This is a genomic window from Aeromonas lacus (assembly GCF_000764665.1).
Classification (GTDB): Bacteria; Pseudomonadota; Gammaproteobacteria; order Enterobacterales; family Aeromonadaceae; genus Aeromonas; species Aeromonas lacus.
The window spans coordinates 60933-77554 of the sequence record NZ_JRGM01000176.1 but is presented as its reverse complement, the minus strand read 5'-3'; the positions used below and the strand labels follow the sequence as shown (position 1 = coordinate 77554).

The following is a 16622-nucleotide window of genomic DNA, read 5'->3' as shown; positions in this document are numbered from 1 at the left end:
CGACCTGAAAGGGTTTTCATTCAAGTGAAAACCCTTTCAGGTGGGTAATTATATTTCAGTTTGGTAATTATATTTCGGTTGTTGTTTTGAAATAAGCCGATAAACAGGGTTATTTCCCTGCTTTAAGAAAATGTTTTCAAAACTTTCTGGAAGGAAATACGTAATTGCTTTTCAAAAATGCGAGTTGCGTCATGTGAGGCGAATGACGCTTGGGATAATATTCACGTCGCACACAATGCTCTTACAGCGCGGAACTACTACAAGGAAAGGCTCATGAAAAAGAAATTGCTGTCATCCCTGATCGGTCTGGCCACTCTTGGCGTCGCTTGCACTGCTACTGCTGCCATCGATGAAGGCCAGCTGACCATCTGGATCAACGGTGACAAGGGATACAACGGTCTGGCTGAAGTGGGTAAGAAATTTGAAGCAGAAACCGGCATCAAGGTTACTGTGGCTCACCCGGATCAGGTTGAAGTGAAATTCCAGCAAGCCGCCGCCACTGGCAACGGCCCGGACATCTTCTTCTGGGCTCACGACCGTTACGGTGAGTGGGTCAAGGCCGGTCTGCTGGTTCCGGTGACGCCGAGCGCTGCGACCAAAGCCAAATTCGAACAGCTGGCATGGGATGCCATGACTGTTGACGGTAAAACCTATGGCTACCCGGTTGCCATGGAAGCAGTCAGCCTGATCTACAACAAGGATCTGCTGCCTGAGCCGCCGAAGACCTTCGAAGAGATCGCCAAGATCGACGAGACGCTGAAGAAGAACGGCAAGCGCGCCATCATGTGGGCGTATGACACCCCCTACTTCAGCTACCCGCTGGTGGCAGCCAACGGTGGCTATGCCTTCAAGAAAACCGCTACCGGTTATGACGTGAAAGACACCGGCGTGAACAACGCTGGCGCCAAGATCGGCGTAGGCTACATCTCCGAGATGATCAAATCCGGTCACCTGGAGAAGGGGATCGACTACGGCGTAATGGATGCCAAGTTCAACAAGGGCGAAGTGGCCATGATGATCAACGGTCCCTGGGCCTGGAGCAACCTGGACAAGAGCGGCATCAAGTACGGCGTAGCGCCGCTGCCGACCCTGAAGGGCAAACCGGCTAAAGCTTTCGTTGGCGTACTGGGTGCTACCATCAACGCCGCCAGCCCGAACAAGGATCTGGCCATCGAGTTCCTGGAAAACTACCTGCTGACCGATGCCGGTCTGGCTCCGGTCAACGCCGACAAGCCGCTGGGTGCCGTTGCGCTGAAATCCTTCCAGAAGACGCTGGAATCCGATCCGCACATCAAGGCCACCATGCTGAACGCTCAGGCTGGCGAGCCGATGCCGTCCGTGCCCGAGATGAGCCGTTTCTGGTCTTCCTTCGAAACAGCCCTCAAGAACGTGACCTCTGGCCGTCAAGGTGTTGACGAAGCGCTGGATACCGCTGCCAAGCGTATCGTTCAGTAAGCACGCACTACCCGGGAGGCCGCAATGGCCTCCCTCTCTCTCAAATATCTCTTGGCGTTATAAAGGTTAATTGGCATGGAAGTAGTACCTTCTGTTGAGTCCTATGCCGGTCCGAAGGATAAGCACACCTGGCTTAAGTGGACTATCGCGGCCCTGGTCGCCATCCTCAACGGCTATGCAGCCGTGATGATGTACGCCAGTGGCGAGTGGGTATTCGCGCTGCTGGATCTGGTGGTGGTATCCGTCGGTCTGTATGTCTTCATGAACAAGAAGACCTATGCCCATCGCTACATCTTTCCGGGTGTGGCTGGCATGGTTGTATTTATCATCTTCCCTCTTGCCTACACGATTGGCATCGCCTTCACCAACTATTCAGGCACCAACTTGCTCTCCGTGGAGCAGGCTCGTGATTACCATCTGAAGAAAACCTACAAGGTGGCGGGCGGTGAATTCGATTTTACGCTGCTGGGTGGCGACAACGGCCAGTTCCAGCTGCAGCTGAACCAGGATGATCACGCCTATATCAGCCAACCCGTTACCCTGATGAACAACAAGGCCCGCGAGCTGGCCGTGAGTGAAGGGCGGGCACAGGCAACTCCTCAGCTCATCGAGCTGACTCCGGTCACTGGCGAGATCGCCAGCAAACCGGCTCCCATTCGCGCCATCGTTGATCATCGCACCCACCTGAGCGCGCTGGATCTGGTGCTGCCCGATGGTTCCACCCATCTGACCCTGAGCAGCCTGCGCAAGTTTGCCGCCCAGAAGTCCCAGTACACCCGTCTGATGGATGGCGCCGTGCTCAAGTCCGGCGTGGTGATCAAAGACAACAACCTGCTGCGCGACAACCAGAGCGGCGAGCTGATGCTGCCCAACGGCGAGACCGGTTTCTACCAGTACATCGACGATCAAGGACAGTTTGTCGGCAAGGGCATTGCTCCGGGCTTTGTGGTCAGCGTGGGTTGGAAGAACTTCGCCCGCATCGTGACTGACCCGGGTATTCAGGCGCCGTTCCTGCAGATCTTCGTCTGGACCGTGATCTTCTCCGCCTGTTCCGTGGCGTTCACTCTGGCCATCGGCATGGTGCTGGCCTGTCTGGTGCAGTGGGAATCGCTCAAGGGGCGCGGCTTCTATCGGGTCATGCTGATCCTGCCCTATGCGATTCCGGCGTTTATCTCCATTCTGGTGTTCAAGGGGTTGTTCAACCAGAACTTCGGTGAGATCAACATGTTCCTGGAAGCGGCCTTTGGCATCAAGCCGGACTGGTATACCAATCCCATGCTGGCCAAGGTGATGATCCTGATCGTCAACACCTGGCTGGGCTACCCCTACATGATGATCCTCTGCATGGGCCTGCTCAAAGCCATCCCGGAAGATCTTTATGAAGCGTCTGCCATGGACGGTGCCGGCCCGGTACAGAACTTCTTCAAGATCACCGTGCCGCTGCTGATGAAGCCGCTGACCCCGCTGTTGATTGCCTCGTTTGCCTTCAACTTCAACAACTTCGTACTTATCCAGTTGTTGACCAACGGTGCACCGGACATCATCGGCGCCAGCACCCCGGCCGGTACCACCGACTTGCTGGTGAGCTACACCTACCGGATTGCATTCCAGGGATCGGGTGGTCAAGACTACGGTCTAGCCAGTGCCATCGCCACCGCCATCTTCCTCATCGTAGGTGCGCTGGCGCTGCTCAACCTGAAATTGTCCAAAGCCGACAAGCAGCTGTAAGGAGGCTTCAACATGGCAATCGTACAACCCAAATCAGTCAAATACCGGGTGTGGGCAACCCACCTGGTCATGTGGGGCTTCCTGGCGCTGATCATCTTCCCGTTGATCATGGTTATCGCCATCTCGTTCCGTAACGGTAACTTCGCGGTAGGGGAGATCATCCCCTCCAATCCGACCCTGGATCACTGGAAGCTGGCGCTGGGTATGTCCATCACCAACGCCGACGGCAGCATCACGCCACCGCCGTTCCCGGTGCTGACCTGGTTGTGGAACTCCATCAAGATCGCTGGCATCACTGCCCTGATGATCGTGACGCTCTCCACCACCTGTGCCTACGCCTTTGCCCGTCTGCGTTTTCGTGGCAAGTCCACCATCCTGCAGGGCATGCTGATTTTCCAGATGTTCCCGGCGGTGCTGGCACTGGTGGCCATCTACGCGCTCTTTAACAAGATTGGTGACTACATCCCCTGGCTGGGTCTCAACACCCACGGTGGCCTGATCCTCGCCTACATGGGCGGTATCGCCCTGCACGTCTGGACCATCAAGGGCTACTTCGAGACCATCGACTCCTCGCTGGAGGAGGCGGCGGCCATCGACGGCGCGACTCCGTGGCAGGCATTCCGCTTGATCCTGTTGCCCCTGTCGGTGCCCATTCTGGCGGTAGTGTTCATTCTGGCCTTTATCGGTTCCATTACCGAGGTGCCCATGGCCTCCATCCTGCTGCAGGATGTGAACAATCTGACCTTGGCGGTCGGAGCCCAGCAGTACCTCTATCCGCAGAACTACCTGTGGGGTGATTTCGCGGCGGCAGCAGTGCTCTCCGGTTTCCCCATCACAGTGGTCTTCCTGCTGGCACAGCGCTGGTTAGTCGGTGGCCTCACCGCCGGCGGTGTGAAAGGTTAAGGTTTATGGCCGGGGGAGCTGACTCCCCCGCTATCACGATTTGCAAAGATTCAAGAGCGGAGCTCGTCATGGCTGAAGTAGTACTCAACAACGTTCGCAAAAATTACGACCCGGCTGTTCACAAGGACACCCTGCGCAATATCAACCTCTCCATCAAGGAGGGCGAGTTCATCGTCTTCGTCGGCCCGTCCGGCTGCGGCAAATCCACCCTGCTGCGGATGATTGCAGGTCTGGAAGACATCACCAGCGGTGAGCTGACCATCGGCGGTCGCTACATGAACGACGTGCCGCCGGTAGAGCGCAACGTGGGCATGGTGTTCCAGTCCTACGCCCTCTATCCGCACATGAACATCTACGAGAACATGGCCTTCGGCCTCAAGCTCAAGAAGATGGACAAGGAGAACATCCACAAGCGGGTGATGCGTGCCGCTGAAATTCTGGGTCTCGAGCCGCTGCTGGAGCGCAAGCCCAAGGCACTCTCCGGCGGTCAGCGCCAGCGGGTTGCCATCGGTCGCTCAATCGTGCAGCAGCCGCAGGTGTTCCTGTTTGACGAGCCGCTCTCCAACCTCGACGCCGCGTTGAGGGTCAAGATGCGGATCGAGATCGCCAAGCTGCACAAGGAGCTCAACTCCACCATCATCTACGTGACCCACGATCAGGTGGAAGCGATGACCCTGGCTGACAAGATTGTGGTGCTGAGCCCGCTCAAAGCCGAGGCTGCCAGCAACCTGGAGCAGTTCGGTTCACCGCTGGATCTCTACCACAACCCGGACAACAAGTTCGTGGCCGGCTTTATCGGTTCGCCCAAGATGAACTTCCTGGCCGCCGAACTGATGGAGATTGGCGAGCAGGAGTGCGTGGTCAAGCTCTCTACCGGCGACAGCGTAAGGGTGCGGGTCGATGCCCGTCGCGGCGCGGTGGGTGACAAGGTTGAGCTGGGTATCCGCCCCGAGCATCTGGTGCCGCTGAGCCACGCCCATGCCGATAGCAAGCTGAGCGGCGTGGTGCAGGTTGCCGAGCATCTGGGGGCCGAATCGTTCGTCTATATGGATGTGGATGGTCACGACTTTACCGTCAAGACCACCTCTGATGTGGATGTGGCGACCGGCCAGAGCTACAGCGTGGGTATTCCGGCCGAAGCCTGTTACCTGTTCGATGCCAAGGAGCAGGCGTTCCCCCGTACCGCCAAGTACATCCGTACCTGATAGCGGTTCTGTGCAAGCTTTCCGTATCTTCAATGCCTTTTTGCCGGTCTTGTGACCGGCTTTTTATTGCCTGCCGTTTGGCTAAACCGGCAGGCGCAGTGGCAGGGTTCAGCCCTCGAGTTCGGCAGTAATATCGGGGACAAAGGTCTGGCTGGTCAGGGGCGGGCGCTCGTACCCTTCGGTCTTGATGGGGGGGAGCTTGATGGGTTCGTAGTGGATCGCCTCGTAGGGCACCTTGCCCAGCAGATGGGCGATGCAGTTGAGCCGGGCACGGCGCTTGTCGTCCGCCTCCACCACGAACCAGGGGCAATCCTCGGTGTCGGTGTAGGTGAACATGTCATCCTTGGCACGGGAGTATTCGACCCAACGCGAGCGGGACTGCAGGTCCATCGGGCTGAACTTCCAGCGCTTGATGGGGGTGTTGATCCGCTCCTTGAAGCGCTTCTCCTGCTCCTCATCAGAGACCGAGAACCAGTATTTGATCAGGGTGATGCCGGAGCGGATTAGCATCCGCTCGAACTCGGGGCAGGCGCGCAGAAATTCGCGATACTCGGCGTCGCTGCAAAAGCCCATCACCCGCTCGACCCCGGCGCGGTTGTACCAGGAGCGGTCAAACAGCACCATCTCGCCAGCGGCGGGCAGGTGGGCCACATAACGCTGAAAATACCACTGGGAGCGCTCTCTGTCTGAGGGGGCGGGCAGCGCCGTCACACGGCAGACCCGGGGGTTGAGGGGCTCGGTGATCGCCTTGATGACGCCCCCTTTACCGGCGGCGTCCCGTCCCTCGAACAGCACCACCACCTTGAGCCCCTCCTGCTTGACCCACTCCTGCAGCTTGACCAGCTCCTCCTGCAGGTGGGCGAGGTGGTGTTCATAACATTTCTTGTCCAGTCGTGGCCGCTTCTTGCTCTTGTCTTTCGGCATCTTCTTCTCCTTTTTGAGTCCCTTCTTGCCATCACTTCAGCTTGCACCAGGGAGAGTCGACTGCCAAGGGGGACGTGATACACTGCCCGTCCATCGCTGGCAACAGGAGATAACATGAAGCATTTTATGGAGATAGCGGGCCGCCGGATGGCCTATCTGGATGAAGGGCAAGGGCCGGTGCTGCTGTTTGGTCACAGCTATCTGTGGGACAGCGCCATGTGGGCGCCGCAAATCGAGGCGCTCAAGGGCAGCTATCGCTGCATCGTTCCCGAGCTGTGGGGCCACGGCGATTCCGATCTGCTTCCGGAAGGCGCCTGCACGCTGGCAACCCTGGCGCGCGATCATCTGGCGCTGCTTGATGCCCTCGGGGTTGACGAGTTCGTGCTGGTGGGCCTCTCCATCGGTGGCATGTGGGGTGTGGAACTGGCGCGCATGGCACCAAATCGCCTCAAGGGGCTGGTGCTGATGGACAGCTTCGTTGGCCTCGAGCCGCAGATCACCTGCGAGCGCTACCTCGGCATGCTGGCGATGATCGAGCAGCTTGGCACCGTGCCGGCGCCCATCGTCGAACAGGTGGCGCCGCTCTTTTTTGCCAATCAGCCTGATGAGGCGCTGATGAGCGGTTTCAAGGCGCGCCTTGCCGCCTGGCCAAAGGATAAGATTGCCGCCATGGTAGCGGTGGGCCGCAGCTTTGTGACCCGTGAAGATCGCATCGAGTGGCTGGAGGAGATCAGCACTCCTGCCTTGGTGATGACCGGCTGCGAGGACAAGGCGCGCCCGGTGCTGGAGGGCTATCTGATGGCCGAGGTACTGGGTTGCCCGTTCAGGGAGATCCCGGCAGCCGGCCACATCTCGTCGCTGGAAAATCCGGCCTTCGTCAATCAGCAACTGACCGGGTTTCTGGCGGCGCTATCAGCCTGAATTGGCAGCCTGACGATGGTCGTGAAAAAGGGAGCCGAGGGCTCCCTTTTGTTTGGTCGTATCTCACGGCGCATCACCTTTACCAGATGTAGCCCAAGGCAAATCCCGCATAGAGTTCGCCGTCGTGCTGGACGATGGGGCTGTTTTTGATGTCCCGATCATACCATTCGTAGTTCATGGCAAACATGCCAATCCAGTTGGGACTGAAGCGGTAGCTGGTGATGAGCGCCGCCATGGGGGAGAGGGTTGACCCCGTATCCCAGGCTGGACGCTGGGCGGTGGCCTCGCTCTCGGAGATGCCGCCGAAGTAGTAGTTGGCCATCTTGTCGCTGCGCAGCATCACCCCCATCCCCGGCATGATGAGCAGGTTGTCGCGCTGAATGGGGAAGTCGGCCCACAGCAGCAGTTCCTGACCCTTGCTGCGGCCGGTGATATCGCTGTTGGCCCGCACGGTCAGCAGGGCGTAGGGGGTGATGATATTGCCACCAATCCCGCCTTCCAGCTGCCATTTGCGCTGTTCCATGCCGCTGAAGGCGGGAGAATCCTCGGGATCCAGATTGCCAAAACGTACCCGGCAATAGCCATACAGGGCGACGTTCTCATCCTTGTGGAAGTAGTAGCGCGCCCGATCGCCGAGAAACATGAACTGGTTGCCGAAATAGATAAAGCCCGGGATAGCGTAGGTGGCATTATCCTGCGCCTCATAGCGGGCCTGTCCTCCGATGAGCGCCGCACCGGCGACAAAGCCTTGTGGCACCGGGCTGGTGGGACTGTCGCTGGTGAGCAGATCCATGGACCCAAGATCGATATCGGCACGGGCGGGCAGGGCGGCAGCGAGGAGCAGGGCCGTCAGCCCTGCCGCTCTGATTTGACGAAAAAAGGTCATGGACACTCCGTTGTCACGATTGCATGGGAAGTGGGTTATTTCGCGGGGCTCGGCAGATCTTCGCGTTTTGGCCAGGCATTGATCACCGCCTTGACCAGGGTGGCGAGGGGAATGGCGAAGAAGACCCCCCAGAATCCCCACAGACCGCCAAAGACCAGCACGGCGATGATGATGGCCACCGGATGGAGGTTGACTGCTTCCGAGAAGAGCACCGGTACCAGCAGGTTGCCATCGAGGGCCTGAATGACCAGATAGGCCACCATCAACCAGGCGAACTCGGGGGTGAGGCCCCACTGGAACAGGGCGACCATGGCCACCGGCACCGTCACCACGGCGGCGCCTATGTAGGGGATCAGCACCGAGAAGCCGACCGCGACCGCCAGCAGCACCGAGTAGCGCAGTCCCATCAGGGCGAAGGGGACATAGGTGGCGATGCCGACGATCAGGATCTCGATCACCTTGCCGCGGATGTAGTTGATGATCTGGTTGTTCATCTCGACCCACACCCGGTTGACCAGCGTGCGGTTGCGCGGCAGGAAGCGGCGCAGGCTACCCATCAAGACCCGCTTGTCCTTGAGCATGAAAAAGACCATCAGCGGCACCAGGATCAGGTAGATCATGATGGCGACCACGTTCACCAGCGAACTGAGAGAGGCGCTCACCAGATGCTCGCCGCCACTGAGAATACGCTGGCGGATATTGTCGATGACGGTCTCCACCAGACTGACGTCGATGAGCTCGGGATAGCGGTCGGGCAGGGTGCGCACATAATCCTGAGCGTGAGTCAGCATGGCCGGCGCCTCTTTGGCCAGATTGATCCCCTGACTGACCAAGGTCGGGATAAGGCCCAGGAGGGAGGCGACCGCCACCGTAATAAAGAGGATCAGAATGACGCTAGTGGCCAGGGTGCGCGACAGCCCCGCCTTTTGCAGCCGGGCTACCGGCCACTCCAGCAGATAGGCCATCACCAGCGCCACCAGCAGGGGGGCCAGCAGATCGCCAAACAGCCAGATGATGGCAAAGCAGAAGACCAGCAACAGGAAGAGGGTAACGGCATCGGGATCGGAGAACCGGGTCTGATACCAGCGCTTCAAGACTTCTAACATGACTGCATCCTTACACGACAGGGGCTCAAGATTGCTGTGTCGCCCCGACAACCAGCTGCAAAGATAGGGTATTGTCCGGCTCCGGGGTGAGAATGACCCCGTGGCCAAGACGCTGCAGATAGGCCGGAATATCCTGCCGGGAGCCCGCATCGGCCAGCCGTATGGTGACGGTTTGACCGGTTTTGGCCTCCCGCAACCAGAGCTTGAGCCGGATCAGCGGCTCGGGACAGCGCCAGGGGGTCAGGTCGAGATATTCCATGGGGGCTCCATCACGCAGATGGCCGCTATTATGGCCGTGATAAGAGCATGAAACAACGCTTGTAGCCCTTGATGGGCAAGGGTATTCTGCCGAGGCCCTTTCTGATGGAGATAGAGATAACGTGGCACGCTTTTCCCCCCTGATGGCATCACTTCCCCTGCTGGCTTCCCTGATGGGCGCCACGTTTCATGCCGAGGCGAACAATCAGCTTCCCGACATTGGTACCGCCGGGGTATCGGCCCTGCCCATCGAGCAGGAGGTACGCTATGGCAACGCCTTCATGCGCTTTGCCCGTGCCGGTTTGCCGATCATCGATGATCCCGTGTTGAGCCAATATATCGACGATCTGGGGCAGCGCCTGCTCTCCAACGCCGATGGGGTGCGTTTCCCGTTTACCTTCTTCCTGATTAACGATCCCAGCATCAACGCGGCCGCCTTCCTTGGCGGGCGGGTCAAGGTGCACACCGGCCTGTTTCTCTACGCCGACAGCGAGAGCGAGCTCGCCTCGGTACTGGCCCACGAAATCACCCACGTGACCCAGCGCCACATCGCCCGCTATATGGAAGCGCAGGCAAGCAGCTCGGCGGTGACCCTGGCCGGTCTGGTGGGCTCCATCGCACTGGCGGTGATCAACCCGACTGCCGGTATTGCCGCGTTGCAGACCACGCTGGGTCTCTCCATGCAGTCTGCCATCAACTACACCCGCGACAACGAATACGAAGCGGACCGGATCGGTATGAAGACTCTCTACGATGCCGGTTTCGATCCCATGGGGATGGCCAACTTCTTCCAGAAACTGGCTGCCGAGTATCGCTATGCCAGCAAGCCGCCCGAAATGCTGCTGACTCACCCGCTGCCGGAGACCCGGATCAGCGAGGCCCGTGCCCGGGCGAGCAGCTATGGCCGCCGCGACTTGCCGCCCAGCCTCGACTTCTGGTTGGCTAAGGTGCGCATTCAGGTGCGCTATGGCACCGATACTCCGCAGGGAATGCTGAGTTACTTCGATAGCCGGATCCAGAAAGGGGATTACCCGCTCAAGGATGCCGCTATTTACGGCAAGGCGCTGGCGCTGATCCAGCTCAAACGCACCGACGAAGCGGACACGCTGATGAAAGAGCTGGCCACCCGTCATCCGGAAGATCTCTTTATCGTCGATGCCCAGACCGACATCGATCTGGCCAAGGGACGCAGTGCCCAGGCCATCGCGCGCCTCGAGAAGTTCCGCAGCCAGATGCCGGACAACGAGGTTGTGGTGGTCAACCTTGGCAACGCCTATCTCGAAAGCGGCAACTACAAGAAGTCCATCGCCATCCTCGACCCCTATGCCCGCGCGCATGAGGAGAACAATCTGGCCTGGAACCTGCTCTCCGACGCCTATCGCAAGGCGGGCAGAATGACCGAGCTGCACATGGCGCGGGCTGAAATCCTCTCCCTGCGTGGCGACTATCAGGCGGCCATCGACGAGCTGATCGTGGCTCGAGGCACCACCAGTGACCGGATGACTCTGGCCCGACTGGAGGCGCGCATCACCGAGCTGGAGCGGGCCAAGAAGGATCTCGACAGCCTCAAGGGGTGACGAGAGGCGATTGCCAACAACAAGGGCGCACTCTGGTGCGCCCTTGTTGTTTATGGGGAGCTAGAGAAACAGCTCTGCGCACTGTGGGGCGCTCAGTTGCCCGGATGTCTGATGGATGCCTTGAGGGTATCGATCTGCGATTGCCCCAGTTCACCGACCAGCGTCTGCTTGAGTTTGCCCTCACTATCGAGCAGGTAGCTGGTGGGTAGCCCGCTTGGGCGAGGGAAGGGGAGCCTGGTATCCTCATTGGCAATAAGGAGCGGCACCTTGATCTGGTACTGCGCGGCCAGCTTGTCCAGCTCTGCCGGGGTGATCGGGTCGTAGTTGATCGCCACTACGGCGATCTCTCCCTCGGCAGCCAGCGCGTTGAGGTGCGGCATCTCCCGCAGGCAGGGGGCGCACCAGGGGGCGAAGTAGTTGACCAGTAGCGGCTTGCCGGTAAAGTGGTCAAGAGCCACCCTTTGCCCCGCAGCATCGGTAAATTCGGGGACGGGCGTGCAGGCGCCCAGCATGCCGGCCACAATCAGCCAACAAATTCGTTTCAATTCCTTTCCACTGCCGCTTACCCTGACCATCACTTTCCCCTACAATAGCGCCGTTTCTTGTCCCATCTTGCGATTAATCAGGGAGTTACCATGAGCGAGACCCAAATCTACCACAATCCGCGCTGCTCGAAGAGCCGTGAAACCCTGGCGCTGCTGGAACAGCACGGGATCGCCCCTGATGTGGTGCTCTATCTGGAGAAGGCCCCGAGCGAAGAGGAGATCCGCAAGCTGCTGACCCTGCTTGGCTTTAGCGACCCGCGCCAGCTGATGCGCACCAAGGAAGATCTCTACAAGGAGCTGGGCCTCGGTGAAGTGAATGGCGACGACCTTATTCGTGCCATGCACCAGCATCCCAAGCTGATCGAGCGCCCCATCGTCATCAAGAATGGTCAGGCCCGTATTGGTCGTCCGCCGGAGCAGGTACTGGAGATCCTCAAGTGAGCACCCGCTTTGCCCGTCTGCTGACTCTGGTCGGCTTCTTTGGTCTGCTGGGCTGGGTCATCCTCTGGCATCTGTGGCTCTCGCCTCATCCCGACCTCAACCCCTGGCTGTTGCCGGTGATCTGGACGGTGCCGCTGCTCTTCCCCCTCAAGGGGATAGTGCAGGGCAACCCCTATACCCACGCCTGGGGCAACTTCGTGTTGATGCCCTACTTCCTGCATGCCCTGACCCTGATCACCACGGACGAGGGAGAGCGGTGGCTGGCGGTGGTGGAGCTGCTGTTCACTACCCTCGCTTTTGTCGGCACCATCTACTACGCCCGTTTGCGCGGTCGTGAACTGGGCCTCAGCATTCGCAAGAAGAAAGGCGAAGCCAAGTAATGCAAGAAGTAACGTGAAACTACGTGATGAAGAACGCCCCGCAAGGGGCGTTTTTTATAGCGGTGATACCAGACCCGAATCAGCCCGGATCAGGGCCAGCTGCTGCACGCTGTGGTTCATCAGTTGCGGGTAGAAGCGCAGAAAGCCTGCTTCGCACGCTTGCCATTGACCTTCAGTGAGAGTGAGTAGCGCATCGCCCAGCGGCATCGGGCGGCGCAGCCGGCGGCCAATACCATTGAGGGCCTGCGCCAGCCCCTCCTTGCGCTGATAGGAGGCGATCCAGTTCTGCTCGGCCATCCGCTTGAGGGGGAGCGGCAATCCCTCTGGTAAAGCACGGTGGTCAGCCAGCAGCTGGCCATAGCTCTGCGCGAGAAAACGGGGCAGGGTATCCGCGCTGAATGCAGCCCAGTGCTGACTCAGCCAGTGGTCGTAGAGCATATCCACCACTATGCCGCCAAAGCGGCGCCAGGGGGCCTCGAAACAGGCAACGGCTGCCTTGTGCTCGGGGTGGCCATCGGTGAAGGCATCAATTTTGCGGTGCAGCCAGATCCCCTCGTCAAACGGTGCGGCAAGGCCCGTGGGCAGTGGCCCTTTGATAAAATCCCCCAGCAGGTTGCCGGTGAGGGAGCTTCCGGTGTGGGCGGCCAGATGAAGGTGAGCCAGAAAGTTCATGATGAAAGCGGGCCTGCGAACGGATAGTGCCGCTGAGAGTAGCGGATCTTCCATCTCTCATGAAAGTCTTGTTCAGGAAGTGCTTTCACCGGCGCTCCAATAGTGGGTAAATAGTCCATCTGCCTGATGGCATGTCACGGGATTGAGCGAGGAGTAACCATGATGTTGACCCTGATCGAGGGGGCCGAAATTTTCAGCCCCGCCTACCTTGGCCAGCAGGATCTGCTGGTGGCGGATGGCCGTATCGCCTGGATGGGCAAGGGGATGAGTGTGCCCGGCGACTGGCCACTGATGCGTGTCGATGGACGGGGTCACTATCTGGTGCCCGGTATGGTGGATCCGCTGGCCCATATCACGGGAGGCGGTGGTGAGGGGGGCTTTGCCTTTCGCACCCCTGAACTGGTGGCGAGCGAGGCGCTCAAGGCCGGAGTGACCACGTTGGTGGCGGCACTTGGTACCGACAGCCTGACCCGCTCGCCGGCTCAGGTGCTCGGCAAGGTGCGTGAATTTCGCGCCGCCGGCGTGAGCGCCTTCATGTATACCGGCTCCTACCATCTGCCGGTCAAGAGCATCACCGGCACGGTGGAGTCCGACATCATCCTGATCCCTGAAGTGTTGGGGGTGGGGGAGGTGGCCATCAGCGACCACAGATCCAGCGCACCAACCCACGATGAGCTGACCCGTCTGGTGAGCGAGGCGCGGGTGGCCGGGTTGCTCGCGGGCAAGAGCGGGGTCAGCTTCTTTCACCTTGGTGATGGTCAGGGCGCACTGGTGCCGCTGCGGGCCCTGCGCGACAAGACCGATATTCCGCTGCGCCAGCTCTATCCCACCCACTGTAACCGTAATCCCTGGCTCTTCGCCGAGGCGATCGAGTGGGGCAAGGCGGGAGGCTGGGTCGATCTCACCACTTCCAGCTTTCCCGATCTGGTTGAGGATGGCGAACGGCTGGCGGCCGATGCGCTGGTGGAGCTGTTGGCCGCCAACGTACCGGCCGATCGCATCAGCTTCAGCTCCGATGCAAACGCCAGTTTGCCTCGCTTTGATGGCGAGGGGCGCCTTATCGAGATGCGCTGCGGTCAGATCGCCAGCCTGTGGCAGGAGTGCGTTCGTGCCTGCCAGCTCGGGGTGCCGATCGAGGTGGCGCTGGCGGTCGTGAGCGCCAACCCGGCGCAGGCGCTGGGGCTCGGCGGCAAGGGGCGGATAGGGGTCGGTCAGGATGCTGACTTGCTGCTGATCAAATCAGCGTCGCTCGCCATCACTAAGGTGATGAGCGGCGGTCAGTGGCGTAGCTAAGCTCTTGGCGTTTTATTGCGCGTATCGATTTCCAAACAAAAAGCCCGACAACCGTGTCGGGCTTTTTGCTGGGGAGAGGCAGCCTAGATAGCCAGAAAGCCGAGGATCAGGATGGGGCCGAGCAGGCTCAGGATAAAGCCGGAGACAATAGCCACCGGCACGACGGTGATGCCCCCCGACTTCTGAATGACCGGCAGGGTGAAGTCGAGGGCGGTGGCGCCGCCATAGCCGATGGCGGCCGAGGGGTGACGCCGCATCAGGATCGGAATGATCAGGATGGCGATAAGCTCGCGCCCCAGATCGTTGATAAAGGCGGCCGAGCCCAGCACAGGCCCCAGCTTGTCGGCCACCAGAATACCGGAGAGCGAGTACCAGCCGAAACTCGATCCCAGCGCCAGCCCGTGAGCCATCGGCATGTCCAGCAACTGGGCCGCCAGCAGGCTGCCGAGCCAGCTGCTGACAATGACGGTGGCGGCGATCTTCATCCCCCAGGGATTGAGCAGGATCTGGCGCAGCCGCATGCCGGAGTTGCGCATCTGCACCCCGACCAGAAAGAGCAGCAGCATCAGCGCCCACTCGCTCCACTTGTCGATGGGCAGGGCGCGCAGATCTACCAGCAGACCCAGCAGCACACCGCCCAGTACCACAAAGCAGAGCTGCAGCGACTCCCACAGGAGATGGAGCTTGCTCGGCATTTTGGCATCGCTGGCGGCATGGGTCGGCGGCGAGCGCTTGTCGAGCCACCAGAGGGCCAGCAGGTTGCAGAGGGTAATGGCGCCGAGCATGATCCCGGCCACTTTGAAGATGACGGCGAGGTTGCTGCCAAGGTTCTCCACATAGGCAAGCCCCAGCCCCATCAGAAAGAGAATGAGGTAGACCATCTTGCCCAGCCCCTGATTGACCAGCTTGATCAATCGGGCGGAGGAGAGGGGAACCAGATAGCCGATCACCAGTGGCAATAGGATCAGCAAGACATTGAGCAACATCGGGGCCTCGATCACAAAAACTGATAAAAATCCCACCTTATCATTACTTATTGGCTCTGTGTCACATTTCTCTCGCTTTCCATGGGGTTCCGGGGCCATTTATTAGGGAGTTGTTACTTTTCAGCCTGATGTGGGGTGTGCGAAGGGGACGCAGCTTCCTGACAAGGGGCCAATAAAATCAGTTTGATCCATTCGCTCCAGCCAGAATCTGCATGGGGAGTGGCTGCATAAAGCCATTTTGGAGTCGTTGCGGACTGAATGTGGTTTTTCTCTTGCCACGGCAATGATTGGGGTATAAAAAGGCGGTATTCCAAATGCCGATGAAACGGCTGTTTATGCAAACAAAGTACTGAAAAATACGTGATAGTCGAATAAAAATAGAGCGATTAACCAAGATCCCCGCGTTCCATATTGTTTTTTCACTATCCGGGTGATATTTTCGCAGAAGGTTACCATCGGTTAAATTTTTGTTAAGTTGGCGATGGTGGAGTCACGCCCCTGCGGCGTCTAGGGACAGACAAGGTTGTAATGGATGAGCGACGTTGCCGCACTGGAAGTACGTGATCTGCACAAATATTTTGGCACCCACGAAGTGCTCAAGGGCATCGACATGACTGCCCACAAGGGGGATGTCATCTCCCTTATCGGCTCCTCGGGTTCTGGGAAGTCGACTTTTCTGCGCTGTATCAATCTGCTCGAAACCCCCTCATCCGGCAGCGTCTCCCTCCATGGCGAATTGATCCGGATGAAAACCAGCCGTTCCGGCGAACGGTTGCCGGAAGATATGCGTCAGGTTGAGCGCATTCGCAGCCGGCTGGCGATGGTTTTCCAAAGCTTCAATCTCTGGTCGCACATGACCATCATGCAGAACATCATCGAAGTGCCGATCCAGGTGCTCAAGGTGCCCCGTGCCGAGGCGATCGCCAAGGCGGAGCAGTTGCTCAACCGGGTTGGGCTGTGGGAGCGGCGCGACTACTACCCGGGTCACCTCTCCGGCGGTCAGCAGCAGCGTGCCGCCATCGCCCGTGCGCTGGCGGTGGAGCCCGAGGTGATGCTCTTTGATGAACCCACCTCGGCGCTCGATCCCGAGCTGGTGGGTGAGGTACTCGGCCTGATGCGCGAGCTGGCCGAAGAGGGGCGCACCATGCTGGTGGTGACCCACGAGATGTCATTTGCCCGCGATGTATCGAACAAGGTGATGTTCCTGCATCAGGGAAGAGTGGAGGAGGAGGGCAATCCCAAAGAGATTTTTGCCCATCCCAAATCCGAGCGGTTCAAACAATTCATCTCCTCCATCTATTGATGGCCGGAGCCCGGATTTACACGATCGACTGTTTTATCA

General features: G+C 59.3%; 17 protein-coding genes. 10 read left to right on the top strand and 7 right to left on the bottom strand.

Annotation, left to right across the window (positions count from 1 at the left end; translation table 11 throughout):
- Window positions 1–273: 273 nt before the first annotated feature.
- The 4 genes from malE to LG31_RS0119170 all read left to right on the top strand — a co-directional run bounded on the left by malE (window position 274) and on the right by LG31_RS0119170 (window position 5291).
- Window positions 274–1455, top strand: a complete 1182-nt coding sequence (gene malE, locus LG31_RS0119185; RefSeq protein ID WP_033116010.1) for a maltose/maltodextrin ABC transporter substrate-binding protein MalE — start codon at window positions 274–276, stop codon at window positions 1453–1455.
- A gap of 75 nt (window positions 1456–1530) precedes the next feature.
- Window positions 1531–3183: a maltose ABC transporter permease MalF gene (malF, locus tag LG31_RS0119180; protein ID WP_033116009.1), complete on the top strand. Its 1653-nt coding sequence runs from the start codon at window positions 1531–1533 to the stop codon at window positions 3181–3183.
- Between the two features lie 12 nt (window positions 3184–3195).
- Entirely contained in the window at window positions 3196–4086 is an 891-nt protein-coding gene (gene malG / locus LG31_RS0119175) for a maltose ABC transporter permease MalG (RefSeq protein ID WP_005333868.1), read from the top strand.
- A gap of 68 nt (window positions 4087–4154) precedes the next feature.
- Window positions 4155–5291: an ABC transporter ATP-binding protein gene (locus tag LG31_RS0119170; RefSeq protein ID WP_033116008.1), complete on the top strand. Its 1137-nt coding sequence runs from the start codon at window positions 4155–4157 to the stop codon at window positions 5289–5291.
- A gap of 108 nt (window positions 5292–5399) precedes the next feature.
- On the opposite strand, the gene ppk2 is transcribed toward LG31_RS0119170, so the two are convergent.
- Entirely contained in the window at window positions 5400–6215 is an 816-nt protein-coding gene (gene ppk2, locus LG31_RS0119165) for a polyphosphate kinase 2 (protein ID WP_033116007.1), read from the bottom strand.
- 114 nt (window positions 6216–6329) lie between these two features.
- On the opposite strand from ppk2, the gene LG31_RS0119160 reads away from it, so the two are divergent.
- Complete coding sequence (locus tag LG31_RS0119160) at window positions 6330–7136, top strand: alpha/beta fold hydrolase (protein WP_033116006.1); 807 nt, start codon at window positions 6330–6332, stop codon at window positions 7134–7136.
- A gap of 79 nt (window positions 7137–7215) precedes the next feature.
- Here LG31_RS0119160 and LG31_RS0119155 read toward each other — a convergent pair whose 3' ends face one another.
- The 3 genes from LG31_RS0119155 to LG31_RS0119145 are packed head-to-tail and all read right to left on the bottom strand — an operon-like array spanning window position 7216 to window position 9387.
- The gene (locus LG31_RS0119155; RefSeq protein ID WP_033116005.1) at window positions 7216–8022 is read right to left on the bottom strand and encodes a MipA/OmpV family protein; all 807 of its coding nucleotides are present in this window, start codon (window positions 8020–8022) and stop codon (window positions 7216–7218) included.
- A 35-nt stretch (window positions 8023–8057) separates the two neighbouring features.
- Entirely contained in the window at window positions 8058–9128 is a 1071-nt protein-coding gene (locus tag LG31_RS0119150) for an AI-2E family transporter (RefSeq protein ID WP_033116004.1), read from the bottom strand.
- A 25-nt stretch (window positions 9129–9153) separates the two neighbouring features.
- Window positions 9154–9387, bottom strand: a complete 234-nt coding sequence (locus LG31_RS0119145; protein WP_033116003.1) for a sulfurtransferase TusA family protein — start codon at window positions 9385–9387, stop codon at window positions 9154–9156.
- 121 nt (window positions 9388–9508) lie between these two features.
- Here LG31_RS0119145 and bepA point away from each other — a divergent pair, with 121 nt between their 5' ends.
- A complete protein-coding gene (gene bepA, locus LG31_RS0119140; protein ID WP_367948931.1) occupies window positions 9509–10963 on the top strand; it encodes a beta-barrel assembly-enhancing protease in 1455 nt (484 codons plus the stop codon).
- Between the two features lie 92 nt (window positions 10964–11055).
- Here the strand turns inward: bepA and LG31_RS0119135 are convergent, their stop codons facing one another.
- Window positions 11056–11538, bottom strand: a complete 483-nt coding sequence (locus LG31_RS0119135) for a TlpA family protein disulfide reductase (RefSeq protein ID WP_033116001.1) — start codon at window positions 11536–11538, stop codon at window positions 11056–11058.
- Window positions 11539–11598: 60 nt separating this feature from the next.
- On the opposite strand from LG31_RS0119135, the gene arsC reads away from it, so the two are divergent.
- Window positions 11599–11949: an arsenate reductase (glutaredoxin) gene (arsC, locus tag LG31_RS0119130; protein ID WP_033116000.1), complete on the top strand. Its 351-nt coding sequence runs from the start codon at window positions 11599–11601 to the stop codon at window positions 11947–11949.
- The gene (locus LG31_RS0119125) at window positions 11946–12329 is read left to right on the top strand and encodes a DUF2069 domain-containing protein (RefSeq protein WP_033115999.1); all 384 of its coding nucleotides are present in this window, start codon (window positions 11946–11948) and stop codon (window positions 12327–12329) included. The genes arsC and LG31_RS0119125 overlap by 4 nt, the downstream gene beginning before the upstream one ends.
- A gap of 54 nt (window positions 12330–12383) precedes the next feature.
- Here the strand turns inward: LG31_RS0119125 and LG31_RS0119120 are convergent, their stop codons facing one another.
- On the bottom strand, window positions 12384–13001 hold the full coding sequence (locus LG31_RS0119120; protein ID WP_033115998.1) for an acyl carrier protein phosphodiesterase: 618 nt from the start codon (window positions 12999–13001) through the stop codon (window positions 12384–12386).
- Window positions 13002–13163: 162 nt separating this feature from the next.
- Here LG31_RS0119120 and iadA point away from each other — a divergent pair, with 162 nt between their 5' ends.
- On the top strand, window positions 13164–14294 hold the full coding sequence (iadA, locus tag LG31_RS0119115; protein WP_033116040.1) for a beta-aspartyl-peptidase: 1131 nt from the start codon (window positions 13164–13166) through the stop codon (window positions 14292–14294).
- An 83-nt stretch (window positions 14295–14377) separates the two neighbouring features.
- Here iadA and LG31_RS0119110 read toward each other — a convergent pair whose 3' ends face one another.
- Window positions 14378–15280, bottom strand: a complete 903-nt coding sequence (locus tag LG31_RS0119110) for a LysO family transporter (RefSeq protein WP_033115997.1) — start codon at window positions 15278–15280, stop codon at window positions 14378–14380.
- A gap of 532 nt (window positions 15281–15812) precedes the next feature.
- Between LG31_RS0119110 and LG31_RS0119105 the strand changes: the two genes are divergently transcribed.
- A complete protein-coding gene (locus LG31_RS0119105) occupies window positions 15813–16583 on the top strand; it encodes an ABC transporter ATP-binding protein (protein ID WP_033115996.1) in 771 nt (256 codons plus the stop codon).
- Window positions 16584–16622: the final 39 nt, after the last annotated feature.